General features: G+C 45.8%; 18 protein-coding genes and 2 tRNA genes. 10 read left to right on the top strand and 10 right to left on the bottom strand.

Annotated elements, in window-relative coordinates; translation table 11 throughout:
- The first annotated feature begins 39 nt into the window (after positions 1–39).
- A complete protein-coding gene (locus tag SPIRS_RS12820) occupies positions 40–1,392 on the top strand; it encodes a citrate/2-methylcitrate synthase (protein ID WP_013255112.1) in 1,353 nt (450 codons plus the stop codon).
- Between the two features lie 46 nt (positions 1,393–1,438).
- Here SPIRS_RS12820 and fusA (SPIRS_RS12815) read toward each other — a convergent pair whose 3' ends face one another.
- From fusA (SPIRS_RS12815) to SPIRS_RS12800, 4 genes are all read right to left on the bottom strand, one after another.
- The gene (gene fusA, locus SPIRS_RS12815) at positions 1,439–3,520 is read right to left on the bottom strand and encodes an elongation factor G (RefSeq protein ID WP_013255111.1); all 2,082 of its coding nucleotides are present in this window, start codon (positions 3,518–3,520) and stop codon (positions 1,439–1,441) included.
- A 98-nt stretch (positions 3,521–3,618) separates the two neighbouring features.
- A complete protein-coding gene (locus SPIRS_RS12810) occupies positions 3,619–4,581 on the bottom strand; it encodes an AEC family transporter (RefSeq protein ID WP_013255110.1) in 963 nt (320 codons plus the stop codon).
- Between the two features lie 12 nt (positions 4,582–4,593).
- Positions 4,594–6,630: an elongation factor G gene (fusA, locus tag SPIRS_RS12805; RefSeq protein WP_013255109.1), complete on the bottom strand. Its 2,037-nt coding sequence runs from the start codon at positions 6,628–6,630 to the stop codon at positions 4,594–4,596.
- Between the two features lie 61 nt (positions 6,631–6,691).
- Positions 6,692–7,021 carry a thioredoxin family protein gene (locus SPIRS_RS12800; protein ID WP_013255108.1) on the bottom strand — a complete coding sequence of 110 codons (330 nt, stop codon included), beginning with the start codon at positions 7,019–7,021 and terminating at the stop codon, positions 6,692–6,694.
- 139 nt (positions 7,022–7,160) lie between these two features.
- Here SPIRS_RS12800 and SPIRS_RS12795 point away from each other — a divergent pair, with 139 nt between their 5' ends.
- Entirely contained in the window at positions 7,161–8,804 is a 1,644-nt protein-coding gene (locus SPIRS_RS12795) for a putative bifunctional diguanylate cyclase/phosphodiesterase (protein ID WP_245537591.1), read from the top strand.
- Here the strand turns inward: SPIRS_RS12795 and SPIRS_RS12790 are convergent.
- Positions 8,801–9,469, bottom strand: a complete 669-nt coding sequence (locus tag SPIRS_RS12790) for a hypothetical protein (protein ID WP_013255106.1) — start codon at positions 9,467–9,469, stop codon at positions 8,801–8,803. The genes SPIRS_RS12795 and SPIRS_RS12790 overlap by 4 nt on opposite strands.
- Positions 9,470–10,328: 859 nt before the next feature.
- On the opposite strand from SPIRS_RS12790, the gene SPIRS_RS12785 reads away from it, so the two are divergent.
- Positions 10,329–10,700 (top strand): hypothetical protein, encoded by a 372-nt coding sequence (locus SPIRS_RS12785; protein WP_013255105.1) that lies wholly within the window; start codon positions 10,329–10,331, stop codon positions 10,698–10,700.
- A 435-nt stretch (positions 10,701–11,135) separates the two neighbouring features.
- Here SPIRS_RS12785 and SPIRS_RS12780 read toward each other — a convergent pair whose 3' ends face one another.
- From SPIRS_RS12780 to SPIRS_RS12765, 4 genes are all read right to left on the bottom strand, one after another.
- Positions 11,136–11,498: a hypothetical protein gene (locus SPIRS_RS12780; protein WP_013255104.1), complete on the bottom strand. Its 363-nt coding sequence runs from the start codon at positions 11,496–11,498 to the stop codon at positions 11,136–11,138.
- Between the two features lie 2 nt (positions 11,499–11,500).
- Positions 11,501–11,791 (bottom strand): zinc ribbon domain-containing protein, encoded by a 291-nt coding sequence (locus SPIRS_RS12775; protein WP_013255103.1) that lies wholly within the window; start codon positions 11,789–11,791, stop codon positions 11,501–11,503.
- A 47-nt stretch (positions 11,792–11,838) separates the two neighbouring features.
- The gene (locus SPIRS_RS12770; RefSeq protein WP_013255102.1) at positions 11,839–12,342 is read right to left on the bottom strand and encodes a hypothetical protein; all 504 of its coding nucleotides are present in this window, start codon (positions 12,340–12,342) and stop codon (positions 11,839–11,841) included.
- A 122-nt stretch (positions 12,343–12,464) separates the two neighbouring features.
- Positions 12,465–12,812 carry a helix-turn-helix domain-containing protein gene (locus SPIRS_RS12765; protein WP_041866080.1) on the bottom strand — a complete coding sequence of 116 codons (348 nt, stop codon included), beginning with the start codon at positions 12,810–12,812 and terminating at the stop codon, positions 12,465–12,467.
- Between the two features lie 301 nt (positions 12,813–13,113).
- Between SPIRS_RS12765 and SPIRS_RS12755 the strand changes: the two genes are divergently transcribed.
- Positions 13,114–13,536 carry a hypothetical protein gene (locus tag SPIRS_RS12755; protein ID WP_013255100.1) on the top strand — a complete coding sequence of 141 codons (423 nt, stop codon included), beginning with the start codon at positions 13,114–13,116 and terminating at the stop codon, positions 13,534–13,536.
- 139 nt (positions 13,537–13,675) lie between these two features.
- On the opposite strand, the gene SPIRS_RS12750 is transcribed toward SPIRS_RS12755, so the two are convergent.
- Positions 13,676–14,017, bottom strand: coding sequence for a helix-turn-helix domain-containing protein (locus SPIRS_RS12750; protein ID WP_013255099.1), 342 nt, complete (start codon positions 14,015–14,017; stop codon positions 13,676–13,678).
- 29 nt (positions 14,018–14,046) lie between these two features.
- Here SPIRS_RS12750 and SPIRS_RS12745 point away from each other — a divergent pair, with 29 nt between their 5' ends.
- The 6 genes from SPIRS_RS12745 (at position 14,047) to SPIRS_RS22395 (ending at position 16,198) form a co-directional block, all read left to right on the top strand.
- Positions 14,047–14,310, top strand: coding sequence for a hypothetical protein (locus SPIRS_RS12745; RefSeq protein WP_013255098.1), 264 nt, complete (start codon positions 14,047–14,049; stop codon positions 14,308–14,310).
- 9 nt (positions 14,311–14,319) lie between these two features.
- A tRNA-Met gene (locus SPIRS_RS12740) sits at positions 14,320–14,391 on the top strand.
- Between the two features lie 30 nt (positions 14,392–14,421).
- Positions 14,422–14,769, top strand: coding sequence for a hypothetical protein (locus tag SPIRS_RS12735; RefSeq protein ID WP_013255097.1), 348 nt, complete (start codon positions 14,422–14,424; stop codon positions 14,767–14,769).
- On the top strand, positions 14,770–15,504 hold the full coding sequence (locus tag SPIRS_RS12730) for a hypothetical protein (RefSeq protein ID WP_013255096.1): 735 nt from the start codon (positions 14,770–14,772) through the stop codon (positions 15,502–15,504).
- A gap of 59 nt (positions 15,505–15,563) precedes the next feature.
- The gene (locus tag SPIRS_RS12725) at positions 15,564–15,767 is read left to right on the top strand and encodes a hypothetical protein (protein WP_013255095.1); all 204 of its coding nucleotides are present in this window, start codon (positions 15,564–15,566) and stop codon (positions 15,765–15,767) included.
- 292 nt (positions 15,768–16,059) lie between these two features.
- Positions 16,060–16,198: transfer RNA gene (locus tag SPIRS_RS22395), tRNA-Arg, on the top strand.
- Positions 16,199–16,212: the final 14 nt, after the last annotated feature.

Raw genomic sequence — 16,212 nt, 5'->3', positions numbered from 1 at the left:
CAATAATATTCATTTATCACCTGGAGGGGTACCACATCTATGGTAAATAGCATCGATATGCAAAGACTTTCTGCTATCATTTTAAAAAATAATCAGATTGATCCCTCTTTTTTCAGCCGTTACGATGTAAAGCGGGGCCTTCGGAATAACGATGGTACCGGCGTTCTTGTCGGGCTCACCCAGATTGGTGATGTTCATGGATATATAGTCGATGAGAAAGAGAAGGTCCCGGTGGAAGGACGGCTTCGTTATCGCGGAATCGATGTGGCCGACCTTGTGAACGGTTTTCAGAGGGAACGGCGTTTCGGTTATGAGGAGACTGTCTACCTGCTGCTCTTCGGACAGCTTCCGAATGAGGCCGAGCTGGAGGAGTTCAAGACGGTTCTCGGTAGCAGGCGCTTGTTGCCGGACGGTTTTACCGAAGATATGATTCTCACGGCTCCCAGCTCAAATATTATGAACAAGCTGGCCAGGAGTGTTCTTGCCTCCTATTCCTATGATGATAACGCCGAGGATTCCAGCATCGAAAACGTGCTGCGACAAGCAGTGTGCCTGATCGCTCGCTTTCCGGTCTTTGTTTCCTATGGATTTCAGGCAAAACAGCACTACCATGCAAATAAGACCCTTTTTATTCACTCCCCCGACCCGAAGCTTGGAACCGCGGAGAATCTTCTCCGTCTGATTCGTCCCGATGCAAAATACACGAAACTTGAGGCGGAACTCCTCGACCTTGCCTTGGTCCTTCATGCCGAGCATGGAGGAGGGAACAACTCCGCCTTTACCATCCATGTTGTCTCTTCAAGCGATACAGACACCTATTCGGCCGTTGCCGCCGCAGTCGGTTCGCTGAAAGGAGCAAAGCATGGTGGGGCAAACATCAAGGTCCGGGAGATGATCGAGGATTTTAAGGCCAATGTCGGCGACTGGAAGGATGAAGAGGAGATCAGCACTTATATCGAAAAGATCGTTCGAAAAGAGGCATACGATAAGAGCGGCTTGGTCTATGGAATGGGCCATGCAGTGTATACCTACAGCGATCCTCGGGCTGTTTTGCTTAAGGAAAAGGCCCGGATTTTGGCACAAGAGAAGGGGCTGCTTGAGGAATTCGAATTGTATCACATGATTGAACGCCTTTCTCCTGCGGTGATCGGCAGGCTGAAGGGGGTGGACAAGGTGATCTGTGCCAATGTCGATTTCTATTCGGGATTTGTCTATGCGATGTTGGGTATTCCGCAAGACCTGTATACCCCGATTTTTGCCGTTGCAAGGATCGCCGGATGGTGTGCTCATCGGATCGAGGAGATCATCAACGGCGGAAGAATCATGCGTCCCGCTTATAAGCATATCAGAACCGTACAACGGGAATATCTTCCCTTACATGAGCGGGTGTAAAAAAACGGCCGGAGGAATCCGGCCGTTTTTAGTTATCCTTTTTAGACTATTCCTCTTCGGTGACCATCGCCTTTGATTCGGCGATAACTTGTTCGGCGTTCTTGCCCGTCAAGGTGGCATAGTGGTCGAAGTCGAGTTCGAAACTGCCGGTTCCGCTCGTGATCGAACGAAGGTCGATGGCATAGCGCAGCATTTCTGCCTGAGGCACCTCGGCATCGATTTCCACGATACCTCCGCCCAGATTTTCCTGACCAAGTACACGACCTCGTTTTCCCGAAAGGTCGGAAAGAATATCACCGAGGTATTGCTCATCGGCAAAGACCCGCAGCTTCATGATCGGCTCAAGTAGCATAACCCCCGCCTTTTCAAGACAGGCCCGAAGGGCTCCCTTTGCCGCCATCTTAAAGGCCATTTCCGAACTATCTACGGGGTGTTCCTTACCGTCGATAATGACTGCGCCGAGATCGACGATGGGGTAGTGGGCCAGGTACCCTTCTTCCATTCCTTCAATGATCCCTTTTTCGATTCCGGGCATATACCCCTTGCTGATCGATCCGCCCTTGATAGCATTTTGAAAGGTAAATTTTTCTCCACGAGCGAGGGGATTTATTTCCATGGCCACTTTGCCGTACTGGCCGTGACCACCGGTCTGCTTTTTATGTGTGTATTCTGCATTTGCCGACTTTGTAATGGTTTCCCGGTAGGCAACCTTTGGGGTTTTTGTTTCGACCTCTATCTTTTGCTTATTTCGAATTTTATCCAGAATGATCGTGATATGCAGCTCTCCCATCCCGCTTATAACACTTTCTTTTGTTTCTTTATTAAAGGAAACATCAAAGGTAGGATCTTCTTCACTTGCCCTGTGTAAAAACTCATTGAGCTTGTCTTCTGCCTTTTTGCTGGCAGCATTTACGGTGAGACCAAACACCGGCTGGGGAAGGGCAAGTTTATGATAGGTAAGAATCTCATTACTGCTGCAGAGGGTATCGTTGGTCCTGACACCGTCGAGTTTCGTTATGATGCCGATATCTCCGGCGGTAAGTTCGGAAACTTCAATCAGCTTTTTCCCGATCGCCCGGTAGATCTTTGATCCCTTTTCTCTGCGTTTTTCCCTCGGATTGTATAGCTCACTATTGGAATTGAGCTCCCCGGTGACAACCTTGACGTAGCTGAGCTTACCACTGAACTGGTCGATCGTTGTCTTGAAGACCATGCAACTCATCGGCTTTTCTTTGCTGATTTCTACCTCGACCTCTTTTCCATCGGCATCGTCGGCTTTTTCGTTGACATGTTCGGGGCTGGGTGCGTTATTTGTAATAAAATTAAGGAGACTTGCTATGCCATTGTTGTGTACGGCGCTGCCGCATAGCACCGGTACGATTTTATTGTCGCGCAGTCCTTCGCGAAGTCCCTTGCGAATCTCATCTTCGGTCAGGGTTCCTTCGGCAAAGTATTTTTCCATCAGATCATCGTCGCCTTCAGCGGCGGATTCGATCATCTGAAGCCGATATTCCTCGACCATAGCGTTCATATCGGCGGGAATATCGATGGGCTCATCTTTTTCCGCTGCTTCATGGATGAGGTAGGCCTTATTTTCGATAAGGTTCACAATTCCCTTAAAATCCGTTCCGTCCCCAATGGGGATGGTCACGGGAACAAAGGTCTTTTCAAACTTTTCTTTTAGGTCGCCAAAACTCTTTTGAAAACTGGAATGTTCCTTATCAAGCTCGTTGATGAAAACAATCCTCGGCATGTTTCTACCGTTTAGCCTCCGCCACAGCTTTATTGTTTCAATCTGAACCCCGGATCTACCCGATACCACCATAACTGCCGATTCGGTCGCTCGAAATGCGCAAACCACCTCTCCTATAAAATCGGCAGTTCCGGGAGTATCCAGCAAGTTGATCTGATGGCCTTTCCACTCGAGCGATGCAAGGGAAGTGTGGATAGACATTCCCCGCTCCTGTTCTTCATCGGTAAAATCACTTACCGATTTCCCCGAATCGACACCTTCGGCTTTCGGAATAATACCACCGTTATAGAGAATCTGTTCTAATAAGGTGGTTTTCCCGGTGCCGTTGTGACCTATGATCGCTAAATTTCTGATGTCGGCAGAGGTAAAACTCATAACAGTCTCCTTTTTGCTTTCTGTTTGATTTACTATACGAGGTGAGTTTTCTGTTGTCAACAAAAAGCTCATAGTACTCTAATGATTGAGAATGATGGCTATGAGAAGAGAAAATAAAAGGAAATTATCAAAACTATGGGCATGGTAAGCACCGACGCGAGATAGGTAACGATCTCGCCCCCGGCAATATAGGCAACCTGTTGTTCTGTTCCATATTTCTTTGTGGCAATCATTAGATTTGTTGAGGGAGGAACCGCCGCCTGCAAGATAAGGGCCAGCTTCATGGGAACCAAAAGGGATTCCGGAATCCATGTCGGATGTAGAGGGTAGAGGATGGCTAACATGAGGAGCGGGTAGAGTAAAAGTTTTACAATAACGAAAAAAAGATAATCCTTGCGGAATTTAAAGGAGCCCTTTGGAATAAGAGCGAGGATCCCTCCCAGAGCGACAAGAATGAGATCCATACTAAGCTTTGCGGGAAGGGTGAGTACCGTGTCTGCAAAATCGTAAAGCGGTTTGTCGAGTCCGAAGACAGAAAGAGAAAAGCCGATGAGAATTCCGACGAGCGGTCCGCTTACCTTGAAGGTAAAGGCGGCCTTGTCGGAATTGAGGAGAGAAATGGTGAGCGTCCAGAAAAGGATATTGAACCCGAAGATCCAGAAAAACATGAAGATCATCAGTTCCGGAGGGGCAAAGGATTCCATGATGGGGAGTGCCACATAGCCTGCATTTTGAAAGGCAAAGAGGAGGATAAAGTCACGGCGGTGGGCTTTTTCGGAAACGGCCAAAGGGGAGAGCAGGCGACCCAATCCCATCTGAAAAAACAGAAAAAAGATACTGCCTGCAAAGAAACCAACCATAAAGGGATACCCTGCTCCCTCGGCACTAGCCCATCCGACGATGAAGTTACGAACGAAATAGATGGGAAGTAAAACATTCATGGTAAGCCCCAGCACAGGCTGCAAATGTTTATCGTTCAAGGGGGTAAATCTGAAAAGCAGGAAACCGCCAATTGCAAACCCCGCAAGACGAGCAAGGGCGGCGAAGAGGATACTGTACATGGTTGGAATCTCCTAGATCCCGCCTTCCTTCGGCTGAAAATGACTGAATTCCATTGCGAAGGTTCCGCGTCCCTGGGTGACGGAGCGAAGATTGGTGGAGTAGCCAAACATCTTTATCATAGGAACCTCGGCACGGATATGTTCGATTGACTGCTTGCTTTCAAGACTCTCAATCATACCCCCTCTGCTGGTTATCTGACTCATGACCTCTCCAACGAACTCCTTGGGGCACATGACATCAACCTTCATAACCGGTTCGAGGAGAATGGGGTCGGCGTCACGGCACGCAGCATCGAAGCCTAGAGAGCCTGCAGCCTCGTATGCGGCAGCCGTCGCAGTCATTTCATCGAATTCTACGGACAAGAGACTGACTTTAACATCGAAAACGGGATAGCCGTACATGATACCGCCACCAAAGGCGTTCATTACTCCCCGCTCGACAGCATCACGAAATTCACGTGGAAATTCCCTTTCGTTAACAAGACATTCAAAGACGTTTCCTGCTCCCTGCTTAACAGGTTCGACCTTAAGTGTGATGACCGCATTTGTTTCCTTGCCCGAAACCACCTTATGGAAATGTTCCGTATGGGTATGTTCTTTGGAGATGGACTCACGATAGGTAACCTGAGGGTTCCCAATGCGCGCATCAACATTAAAGTCCTTTATGACTCGGGTCACCAACACATCAAGGTGAAGCTCTCCCATACCGGATATGAGAAGCTGCCCCGTATCAACATTCTCTCTCACCGTGAAGGTCGGATCTTCCCGGTGAAGCTGGTCGAGCACCTTATGAAGCTTTTCCTGGTCGCTTGCCGTTTTCGGTTCGATGGCGACCGAGATGACCGGCTCGGGGAACTGCATCGGCTCAAGAGAAACCTGGTATCCTTCCGAACCAATGGTATCCCCTGTTTGGGCAAGCTTGAACCCTACGATGACCGCAATATCCCCTGCACTTATCGAGTCCATTGCTTCGCTTCGATTCGAGTGCATTCTCAAGATACGATTAATTCGTTCCCGTTTTCGTTTTGTGATGTTATACACGGTTTGTCCCTTTTTTAGGGTTCCGCTGTACATTCTGACAAAGCTGAGGGCACCCATTTCCCGATCAAATTGAATCTTAAAAACCAAACCGAGAGGCTGCTGCTGCTCGTCTATCGCAACGGCCACCATTTTGTCTTGTTTCAGATGAAGCCCTTCGATGGGAGGGGTTTCCCAGGGAGAGGGGAGATAAGCAACGACGCCGTCGAGAAGGGGCTGAACACCCACGTTTTTCAGTGATGCACCGACGAAAATGGGGATAATCTCTCTGGAGATCGTTCCTTTCCTGATGGCCGCTTTGATCATTTCTTTGGGAACTTCTTCACCCTCGAGATAGCGTTCGGTTATCTCATCGGAAAAAGCGGAGAGCTGATCAATCAGGTGTTCCCTCCACTGTGCACAGAGTTCCTTGTACTCCTCCGAGATTGGACTATGGTGCATTTCGCTTCCGTAGTTCGTCGGCTCGAAACTTATTTCCTGCTCTTCAATGAGATCGATGATACCGGTGAAATCGGATTCCTTACCGATAGGGAGATAGAGAGGGACAGGGTTTGCCTTTAATTTTTCTTTAATCTCTTCAATGACACCGAAAAAGTCGGCTCCGAGGCGGTCCATTTTATTGATGTAGGCGATTCTTGGAATTTTATAATGATCGGCCTGGTGCCAGACCGTCTCGGACTGAGGTTCTACCCCCCCTACTGCACAGAAAATGGCAATGGCAGAATCGAGAACACGTAAAGAGCGTTCAACTTCGGCTGTGAAGTCGACATGTCCCGGTGTATCAATGATGTTGATCTGGGTTTCTTTCCAGAAACACGTGGTTGCCGCGGAGGTGATGGTGATTCCGCGGTCCTGCTCCTGTTCCATCCAGTCCATGACGGCCTCACCGTCATCGACTTCACCGATCTTGTGACTTTTTCCGGTATAAAACAAGATCCTTTCGGTGGTTGTCGTCTTTCCCGCATCGATATGTGCCATGATGCCGATATTGCGCATTTGCCTTGTTTCCATACGTCTCCATCCTATTCGATGAACAATGATACCATAAAACGGGAATCGGATTCAATGAGACTTATTCTTCTAAAAGGGCCTGATAACGCTCTATCTTTTCTTCAAGTTGCTCGACGCTGAAATAACGGGCCTCTCTGATCGTCTCTTTACCCTGGGCATAAAAAAGAACGGCGGGAATGGAAAAGATGGAAAGCTGGGCCGAGATTTTCTGTTGAGTCGAGATATCTATGATACAGGATTCGATTGAGGGATGTGCTGCCAGTAATCCTTCGATTTTAGGTCGTATGGAGGTGCAAACTCCACAACCGGGGGCGGTGAAATAGGCGAGGAAAAGGGGGGTGGTTTCGACTCGCTTCGAATATTCCGTGAGTGTCGTAACTGATTCAAGCATGTGCATCTCCATATTTGTTGTAGTGTAATATATAGAAAAATATATATTATGGCAAATTTACTTTTTCAGTTGATCCGGTAGGAAAGCTTGCGATGGCCTTTAGAACCATTATACTAGATTCTTGTGGTATGCAATGGATATGAAACACCTGTTTGAATGGATTGAAAAACGGCAGCATGCAATAAAGACTTGGATGATTCCGATCTTGGCAATGCTTGTTGCATCGGTGTATCTACTCGTCTATGCTACCGGTGGAATAAAATTCGTGTATTCACACTCTATGTACCTACCTATACTGATTGCCGGTTTCGTTTTCGGAATCAAAGGGGGGATTGTCACGGCTCTTGTTGGAGGGCTTGCTCTCGGTCCTTTCATGCCGATTGAGGTGGCGACAGGGGAACAGCAGCTGGCGATAAACTGGCTTTATCGAAGTGGGTTCTTCCTCTTGTTTGGGATTCTTAGCGGCTTGGCCGCGGATAGCGCAACGTCCTATATCACGCATCTCCAATGGCTTTCTCTGCATGATTCCTCGACGGAATTACCCAATCGCAAGGCATTGCTCGATCGGCTGACGCCCAATTCTCTGCTTATTGTTATCTCATTGGAAAATGTCATGGAGCTGAAATCTACCCTGGGTTTTTCGGTTATCGATGAGGCGGTCCGGCAGTTGGCGGCTCGTTTTTTAAAAATGGACATGGGGAAAGCAATCTTTCGAATTGAGACGAGACAGCTTGCAGTTCTTCTGTTTCTAAAGGACACAGAGGATAAAGATGTGGCGCTGCGAACCCTGATCTCTGCCTCACGGGAACCTATACTGTATAACGGGATTTCCATTCATGTTGATTCCCGGATGGGGGTTACCGAAATAGGTGAGAATGTGTTTGAACCACCGGAGCGCTACCTCCAGGAGGCTGAGGCCGCTTTGACCATTGCGGAGGAAAAGCTACAAGATAGCTTCCCATATAGTCCGGAGATTATGGCAGCCACGACGGAAAATCTTGTCACCCTTGGAGAACTGAAGAAGGCAATTGAGCATTGTGAGCTTTCTTTACATTATCAACCAAAGGTCCGTATTGCCGACGGAATGGTCTGTGGTGCCGAAGCCTTGATGCGATGGACACATCCAACGCGCGGAAACATTCCCCCTGGCATGTTTATCCCCCGTGCAGAGCAAAGCACATTAATTCAATTGATTACGGAATTTGCCCTGAAGCAGGCGATGGAACAGATCGTCGTATGGGAGCGCTATGGTATTCGGATTCCGATAGCGGTAAACATATCGACCAGGAACCTCCTTCAGCCCGATTTTAGCGACTTTATCGCAAAGCTTATCGATCAATACGGTATACGTGCCGAATTGCTGGAACTGGAGGTAACGGAAGGATCATTAATGGTGGATATAGAGCAGACGGTTGCCGAAATGATGAAACTTGCTGGTTTAAAGATCATCATGTCGGTTGACGACTTCGGAACCGGCTATTCATCGTTACAATACTTGCATAAGCTTCCTATCTCTTTCATAAAAATCGATCAATCCTTTGTTAGTCGTTCCCCGGCTGATAGGGGAGCCGCTGGTATCCTTGAAGTGGCGGTTGATCTGGCCCATAAAATAGGAATAAAAGCAATTGCAGAAGGAGTGGAGGATGAAAAGGTTTACACGTTTCTTCATTCCATAGGCTGCGATATGGCTCAGGGATATGCCATTACTCATCCCTTGGCGCCTGATGCGTTCAAAAGCTGGTATGAGAGATGTAACGGAGTCTATATGTGCTCGGAATCCTAAACCTGAGCCGACTCCTTTTCCGTAATCGTAAGAGCGTATGTTCCTGTATAGGCGTTGAGTAGAAAAAGGGGATGAATGATAAAATAGATACTATTTCCTCTTGCAACAACGAATTGCGGTCGCTTTTTTCTACTGTCGATCGATGTGAAATAGGCATGTTTTTTGTCAGCTTTATAAGCGGATATCTCTATGGCTCCATTAAAACAGGCGTCAGAATCTGACTGCCAGCTGTCTTCCCAGGAAATCATATATGAAGATCCCTCTCTTACACATACGGAGAACAACTGGGGTTCAATGGTCGTGAATTCTCCGTTGTATATTCCTAATGAAAGTTGATGGGGTTTCTTGTCGAAGATATATCCACCGGGTTCATGACCAAGCCGGTATAAATACTTCCTACTGTCACCATTTTCAAGTTCTATGGTACAGGAATCGATAAACGCCACCGTATAGAGTGTGTCATACAATAGTAGTTCCTTATCAACAAAGGACCACCGACCGGTCGCATATTGCTTTTTAATTAAATAATCATTGTATAGATTGAAGATTCCACAACTTTGGAATTCCATAACGATACTTTCGGGAACCGCATAATAATCTGAAGTCCAATATCCCAGTAAAGAACTCTTTTTTTCGTCAAAGCTGTGGTTCTGAATCCTCTTCATGATGCCATCCTTATCGCTACAATGTATCAAGATGTTGGTATTTTGTGAACAATGGTTGTGTATATAATAAACATTTCGTTGAAGAGACGCTCTATACATTTCTGTTGGTATTGGCCTGGTTGCAGTGGCCAGCATGAAGAAATGATACTCTGTCTGATGTGTATAAATTTTCTTTTATGCTTTGAATGATGTCGTGGCTTCCATGCAGTAACTATTATGCTGATGCGAGATCATATCATACAAACATTAACGTCAGGAAGATATTGAAAAGACCGGAAATACAAAGGCCGCTACCAGTTTGGTAGCGGCCACCCTAGGTAGGAAGTTGGTACATAGAAGCCAACTAAAAAGTACTACGTTTTGATACAAAAAACAAGAAATTCAGGCAATAAATGAAGATTTATCTATTTTCATAAGGAACATTCATCTACCTTGAGAAAATAAAAACCGCTACCGGATCAGTAGCGGACACAATGGGTGAAAAGTTAGTACGCAAAAACCAACTACATACTACAGGCATTTGTGTTCATAGTCAAGATCCCAAAACATCGTTGTATCACTAAACACGGGCGAATACCGAATTTTCTGTTGGTTTTGAAAAATGAAACAGCCGTTTGCTATCTTGATTGACGTTAAATCGAATTTAAAATCGTGAGGCGTTCTTATACAACATTATTTCTCCGGTAGTATTTTCAGAATTTCAAAAAAATGCGGATGCACATATTGATTTTTCCATTGTGTATAATGTGGGTCCCGTAATGGTAAACCAAAAACATAAGGAGAGATTGATGAAGAAATTAATGAAGGGGTATGGATCACTCCATTATTGCTGTTGTCAATAGGCCTTATTGGTTGCAACATGTTTGGTAATAGCGATGACGGAGACGATGACGGCGGTGGTAATCCGACTGTCATCGATTCTCCAATTGTAGGTTCTTGGGTTAAGGATGATACAACCACTGCTGACTCTGCTGTTAATGAGTATACAGCGGATGGAAGATTAATTTGTTACTCGGATTATGCAAAAACAACCATATTGAGCAGTACCTCATACGATATCTCCGGAAATATCATGACACTCTCTGGAAAGTACTCATATACGGTGGGGTTCGATGGTGAGAATAAGATGAAGCATACAAATGTCGATGACTCCACCTATATTGTAACGTATTATCGTAAGGGTTATGTAGTGTTCCGAATCCTGGTGGTATGCATGTCGTTTTGTCGGTAGAATACTTACTTTTGTGCCGATGCATGCTTTTTCCCATAACATGGTTTTCAGTTAACTGCAGGAAAAGGAATTACGTTCCTTCAACCACCAGGATTCGAAACAGTAAGTAATCAATAAAAAAGACCATCAATATTTGATGGCCTTTGTAACTCTATATAATAGAGAAATTTCTTCGTGGGCGATGACGGACTTGAACCGCCGACATCCTGCTTGTAAGTCCGTCTATAGTGGTTTTTGTAGTTCTGTATAGCTAAATATACGCTATATATGGTGTATATAGGATATAATTTCTATAAAATCTAACATTTAATACACAATATCGTGCACACAAGGTGTTTTTGATATTATTTTGTACACAGTATAAAAGGCTGTAGCGGGGAATGGGGATAGAATTCCCCGCTATCGTTGAAATTAAGGTTTCGAACTATTTTCCCTTTATTGGCCAAACTCCTGCCCGCCTGTTGAAATCTTGTATAGAGTTCTACTATATGGCAAACGAATAATAATCCTATCTTTAATCGCCGTTGTTATTGCTGACATAGATACCATTCTACTCATTAAAGACAATTGGCCAGTCTGTTTCAAAGAAAATCCGTCTGGCGAGGTGATAAAGGGTAAGTTTAGACCAGCGCGGAAGTACCATATTGTGATACCGTCAGGCAATGCCCCAACTGGCTGAATTACTATAAAACCGGTAAAGATCGGAATTGCAACAATGATTATTAGGATCAAAACAAGTGTTACTTTTTTAGACTTGTTGGCTTTTTTATCATTTGCATTATTATCTATATCGCTCATGATTATTCTTCCGGTTTTTGGGGGAGGTCTCTCCCGCAATATTGGCAGACAATGGCTTCTTTCTTAATTTCATTTGCACAATAAGGGCATTTTTTTGTAATACCGGATTCTATATTTTGCTGCTGCACAATGTCTTTATTTTCTCCCATCACAAGCAAAATAATGAATCCGATAACTGGCGATAGGATCAACCCTAATACCAGAAACCCTGCGTAAGAACGTCCTTTGCTTTTAGCACTCGAAGCCAAAAGAAAAGCAAGCACAACCCAGATGATAAAAACAACAAAACTCATTTATGTCCTCCTGATGTTTAAATAGCCTCTACTTGAAGAGTTTGGAATTATATACTATTTACAATAAACGAAGCTATTTTATCGCCATTGACAGGCTCTTCGTTATATGCCCAGCGTTTTTCTTTATAGTTAAATCCAGATCTACCAATTTGTTTGTTTTGATCAATTTCTGTGAATACATCCATCCATGGTGATTCATCATCATAGAAGATTGCTACCGGTTGGCTTCCAAGCATTCCGAATAGCATATTCAGTCTTACAGTGTGATATTCGTTTAAAATAGCCTTTATGACAGGTTTTTGCTCTTCTATAGCATTATTTCTTCTAAACGCTTTCTTGATATGAAAACAGCATCTTCTCGGATCGCCGATGCAGAAATTATGTCTATCAGTTTCCCAATCTTCACAGGTACATGAAAGCTCTTTCATGTTGACTGAATACGTATTACCATCTCTATCGGCTATTTCGATAATCTTGTCATCATTCGGTGGTATGATTTTGATATCTTCGTGTAGCTCGTCTTCACTTAGTATTGCATACTTCTTTCTCATTTATATCTCCCAATACTCTATTTTTGAATATGTTAAAACGACTACTCGATTAAATCAATGAGAGATTCACTTTTTGTAAAAAATGTTAACGTCTAAAAGGAATAATGTTACAACTTTTTACGTTAAGCGTCTCTCTTTTTGCGATATTCAATGTTTGTTCTCTCTGCCAGGCTAACCGCTAATGTTTTAACCGTCTCGATGTCTTTATCATCAAGCACTTCTAAGGCTGCAACGATATCAGCATAGCGTCTCGGAGGTTGCCAGTTGTCGGGGTTCTTTCCTGTTACCAGGTATTCTACGGTAGTATCCAATGATTGGGCAATTTTTACCCCATCATCAACTCGAGGTAATCGTTTTCTTGCTATCCATCCTCGAAATGTTTCAAAGCTAATATTCGAGTGATTAGAAACCCATTCTTGAGTAGTGTTTTGCCGCTTTATTTCTTTTTTGACTATATCCCAAAATTCCATACACCTATTATCGTCTAAAAATGTTGTCAAATGACGCATATTTTTCTTGACAAAGTTGTTGATCGACCATAATATACAGTTATGAAAGTTGCTAAACGACAACAAGATAGTCGTTATAAGGTATCCATTCCATTCAGCGAAGATGAGAGAGCCAGATTTGTTAGCTTCCTCGAATCTACTGGCCGGAAGGCTGGGCCCTATCTAAAAGTAGAGATGATGAACCGCGTAAAGGAATGGGAAGCCATTCAGTCCGGCAAAACGCAACTCGACTCAAAGCCATTCGAGAAAGTAGGGGAGTAGCATGAAAGAGAATGAAGTTATTACCGAAAGAATCCAATCCGCATTCAGATCATTAGCTACTGCCATAGAGGAGCTCGGAGATATTACCGCAAACACAATTAACAATCGAAGACGGTTGTATGACATGAAGGCGGCAAGTGCGCTGAAAGGAGTTAGCTACAAGACCATTGCCTCTGTTCGTCACATGCAGCCTATGGCTGGTTTTTCTAACCACACTGAGGGTAGCAAGCGAATGTGGACAGAAGAGCAGATCGAGGAGTGGCTTGAGATCACATCGGAGACGCGGGCGCTGTACCTGGAAGCATTGTTAACGTGTCCGGATGTAGGCGACGGTGTGCTTGCTGAGCTCATGGCCCAGCATTCGGCTGGAACTCTTCCCGATTATCTTGTGTCTGTTATTGAGGGCCATATTTGTCGGCATTGAATCTTGTGGCCTGGGCGCTACCGCGAAAGAAATCTTGCGTTCGACTACGAGGGGTTGAGTGACGTTTTGGCCTACCCGGCCGGAACCTCAGATCGGTGATCTTTGACAGATTAGAGAAGGGTTTTTCAGCTACCTGGCTTCACGTTTCTTTCTGGGGTTTGTTTCGCTTCCTGGAGGCGTACCCCTCGGCCAGGACTTTTACGGCCTCAAGTTCCGAGTCGTCAAGCTCTTCGAGCAGTTTTACAATATCGGCGTAACGTCTCGGAGGCTGCCAGGTATCTGAAGACTTACCTTTTACCAGGTATTCTACGGTAGTATCAAGAACATCAGCTATTTCTACGGCTTGGTCCGCATTGGGCATTGTTTTTCTTGACATCCACTTTCGAAAAGTTCCAAAACTCACGCCGGTTTTATTTGCAACCCATTCTTGAGTTGTCTTTTGTTCTTTGATTAAGGTCTTTAACCGTTCCCAGAAATCCATACTCTATTATCGGCAATAAATAGAGCAAAATGTCACAAAAAACACTTGATATTGTTCTTTTATTGCTCTATTATGAGTGTATGAATAGAGCAAAATTGGAACATAAAAGCCCTCCAGCTGTGAAAGTCGTTCTAACTGAGAATGAAATCAACAGAATCGATAATGGCCCATTAAAAGAAACATCAGGAAGAGGTCGTGCGACATGGGTTCGCAAGCTCATCATCAAGGAACTTGACCGATACGAAACCATCCAATCAGGAAAGACACAACTCGATATAAAACCATTCGAGTAAATGACACAAAGCAGGATGGTGTAGTGGGAACATGCGGGGCTCATATCCCCGTCGCCCTGGGTTCAAATCCCAGTCCTGCAATCCTACAAATCAAAAATTGAAGGAGGACCAATGGCAGAAGATTACAAGCGGGTCACGATAGAGACCCTCAACAAAGGCGCTGTCATCGATCTTTTTGACGAAGCCTGGCAGCAGATCATGGACAACATTGCAGACGATAACTGTGATGCCCAGATCACCCGGGAAGTCACCGTCAGCGTGAAGGTGAAACCGTCAAAGGACCGGAGCAGCGCAAACACAATCTGCGGTGTGAAAACAAAACTTGCACCGATCAAACCGACGGAATCGTTCGTGTTGTTCTCAAAGAGCGGAGGCTCAATGGAAGCCTACACGACCGATCCGCGACAGCAGGACCTTCCCATGGAAGAGAACATCGTACAAATGCAGGGGGCAAAGTAAATGGACGGAACAGCCGTACAGCAAATTGCAAAACTCCGGGAGGAAAGCCTGGAGCTGGAAGTAGACGGGATCAAGTATGCATCCCCGAATCTCGAACCTATTCTATTTGAACCTCACCCGGAGGGCTTGAAGCTCGAAACGCTCCAGGGGCTTGTCGACTTACTTGATGAGCCGATCGACAAGGAACTGGAAAACAGAGAAGAGCTACTCATTCACGTTGTGTCCTACAAAAAGGTCCGCCTTTACGGGGAACTTGCCGGACGTAAACGTCAGCGTGATCTCTATGCCGAGGTCAACCTGAGTGACGGTTTTGAGACCTTCCCTTTCAGCCGGTTCATGGTAAGTGAAGAATTTCAAATCAAGCTCCGATCCTTATTGGTTCCGACTGAGGACCAAGAATTGCTTTTGCAGTTTACTTCGCGCCTGACGGTAACCGATGAAGTTGTCTCCGGTGATGACGGAATGACTCAGGAAGTATCGCTTAGGCGAGGAATGAGTGGCGCTTTGAAAGAATCCGGGTCATTTAAGCCGATTGTATCACTCAAACCGTACCGGACCTTCCGGGAGATCGACCAGCCTGAGAGCCAGCTACTTTTCCGCATGAAAGCAGAAGAAGGGAAGATTCCCACCCTGGCATTGTTCGAGGCAGACGGGGGGAAGTGGAAGATCGAAGCGGTGCAGAGGGTTGCAGAGTATTTCCTTGAACGCCTGGACGGTATCAAGGTCGTTTCATAGAACTGCCGCCGGTCAGTGAACCGGCAATTTACACCGCGAAAGCGGGAAAGGAGAGAAGTGTGAAGGACAAAACGAAGCGCATTATAGCCTATGCGTTGACCGCGATTGCCGCCGCAGTTTTAGCGTTTGCCGAGCTGTTTGGCTGGGACCTGCCGGACTGGGGAGTGGTTATGAACGTAATCGTCATCATTGCATCTCAGGTATTTGGCATCGAGTGGATACCACCCAAGCGGGCGAGCAACACCACCGGCGGAAGCGGTTAGAGATGCCCTTTTCACAGGCAGCTATGCCGGCCTGGCAAAAATAGCAACCAGTGAGTCTGCGGAAGGCAGATGAGAGGATACGCAGTGAGCAACGTTACGTTGGGAGAGCCTGAAAAGGTCATAGGTTCGTCCGGTTGTCAAATCTCCAGATCGCTCACCTCCGGGCCAAACCGGACACTGGTTAAAGGCTGGATGGTTTCGCATCCCGTTCAAGACGGCCTTAATAAATGTCTACCAACGGGAAGAGGCTACGTCAGTAGCTACCGAGCGCCGGGGAATCGTGGCGCACCTTGGGACTGTAGCGAAACGGTATCGTATCGGGACCCTATTCCGATGAGTGTGTCTGACAGCAGCGTTCAGGCAGAAAATGGGGCATGGAGTTGCAACCATGAAAGCGCTAACCTCTGCAGGTTCGAATCCTGCTGGTCCCAATACGGCGCCAACC

This window comes from Sediminispirochaeta smaragdinae DSM 11293 (genome assembly GCF_000143985.1).
In the GTDB taxonomy this organism is placed as follows: domain Bacteria; phylum Spirochaetota; class Spirochaetia; order DSM-16054; family Sediminispirochaetaceae; genus Sediminispirochaeta; species Sediminispirochaeta smaragdinae.
Note: the sequence above shows the minus strand (reverse complement) of the source record. Positions and strands in the feature narration are given on the sequence as shown.

Coding starts and splice junctions, on each gene's coding strand:
- SPIRS_RS12820 (WP_013255112.1), top strand. CDS start 40: ATGGTAAATAGCATCGATATGCAAAGACTTTCTGCTATCATTTTAAAA.
- fusA (WP_013255111.1), bottom strand. CDS start 3,520: ATGAGTTTTACCTCTGCCGACATCAGAAATTTAGCGATCATAGGTCAC.
- SPIRS_RS12810 (WP_013255110.1), bottom strand. CDS start 4,581: ATGTACAGTATCCTCTTCGCCGCCCTTGCTCGTCTTGCGGGGTTTGCA.
- fusA (WP_013255109.1), bottom strand. CDS start 6,630: ATGGAAACAAGGCAAATGCGCAATATCGGCATCATGGCACATATCGAT.
- SPIRS_RS12800 (WP_013255108.1), bottom strand. CDS start 7,021: ATGCTTGAATCAGTTACGACACTCACGGAATATTCGAAGCGAGTCGAA.
- SPIRS_RS12795 (WP_245537591.1), top strand. CDS start 7,161: ATGAAACACCTGTTTGAATGGATTGAAAAACGGCAGCATGCAATAAAG.
- SPIRS_RS12790 (WP_013255106.1), bottom strand. CDS start 9,469: ATGAAGAGGATTCAGAACCACAGCTTTGACGAAAAAAAGAGTTCTTTA.
- SPIRS_RS12785 (WP_013255105.1), top strand. CDS start 10,329: ATGTTTGGTAATAGCGATGACGGAGACGATGACGGCGGTGGTAATCCG.
- SPIRS_RS12780 (WP_013255104.1), bottom strand. CDS start 11,498: ATGAGCGATATAGATAATAATGCAAATGATAAAAAAGCCAACAAGTCT.
- SPIRS_RS12775 (WP_013255103.1), bottom strand. CDS start 11,791: ATGAGTTTTGTTGTTTTTATCATCTGGGTTGTGCTTGCTTTTCTTTTG.
- SPIRS_RS12770 (WP_013255102.1), bottom strand. CDS start 12,342: ATGAGAAAGAAGTATGCAATACTAAGTGAAGACGAGCTACACGAAGAT.
- SPIRS_RS12765 (WP_041866080.1), bottom strand. CDS start 12,812: ATGGAATTTTGGGATATAGTCAAAAAAGAAATAAAGCGGCAAAACACT.
- SPIRS_RS12755 (WP_013255100.1), top strand. CDS start 13,114: ATGAAAGAGAATGAAGTTATTACCGAAAGAATCCAATCCGCATTCAGA.
- SPIRS_RS12750 (WP_013255099.1), bottom strand. CDS start 14,017: ATGGATTTCTGGGAACGGTTAAAGACCTTAATCAAAGAACAAAAGACA.
- SPIRS_RS12745 (WP_013255098.1), top strand. CDS start 14,047: ATGTCACAAAAAACACTTGATATTGTTCTTTTATTGCTCTATTATGAG.
- SPIRS_RS12735 (WP_013255097.1), top strand. CDS start 14,422: ATGGCAGAAGATTACAAGCGGGTCACGATAGAGACCCTCAACAAAGGC.
- SPIRS_RS12730 (WP_013255096.1), top strand. CDS start 14,770: ATGGACGGAACAGCCGTACAGCAAATTGCAAAACTCCGGGAGGAAAGC.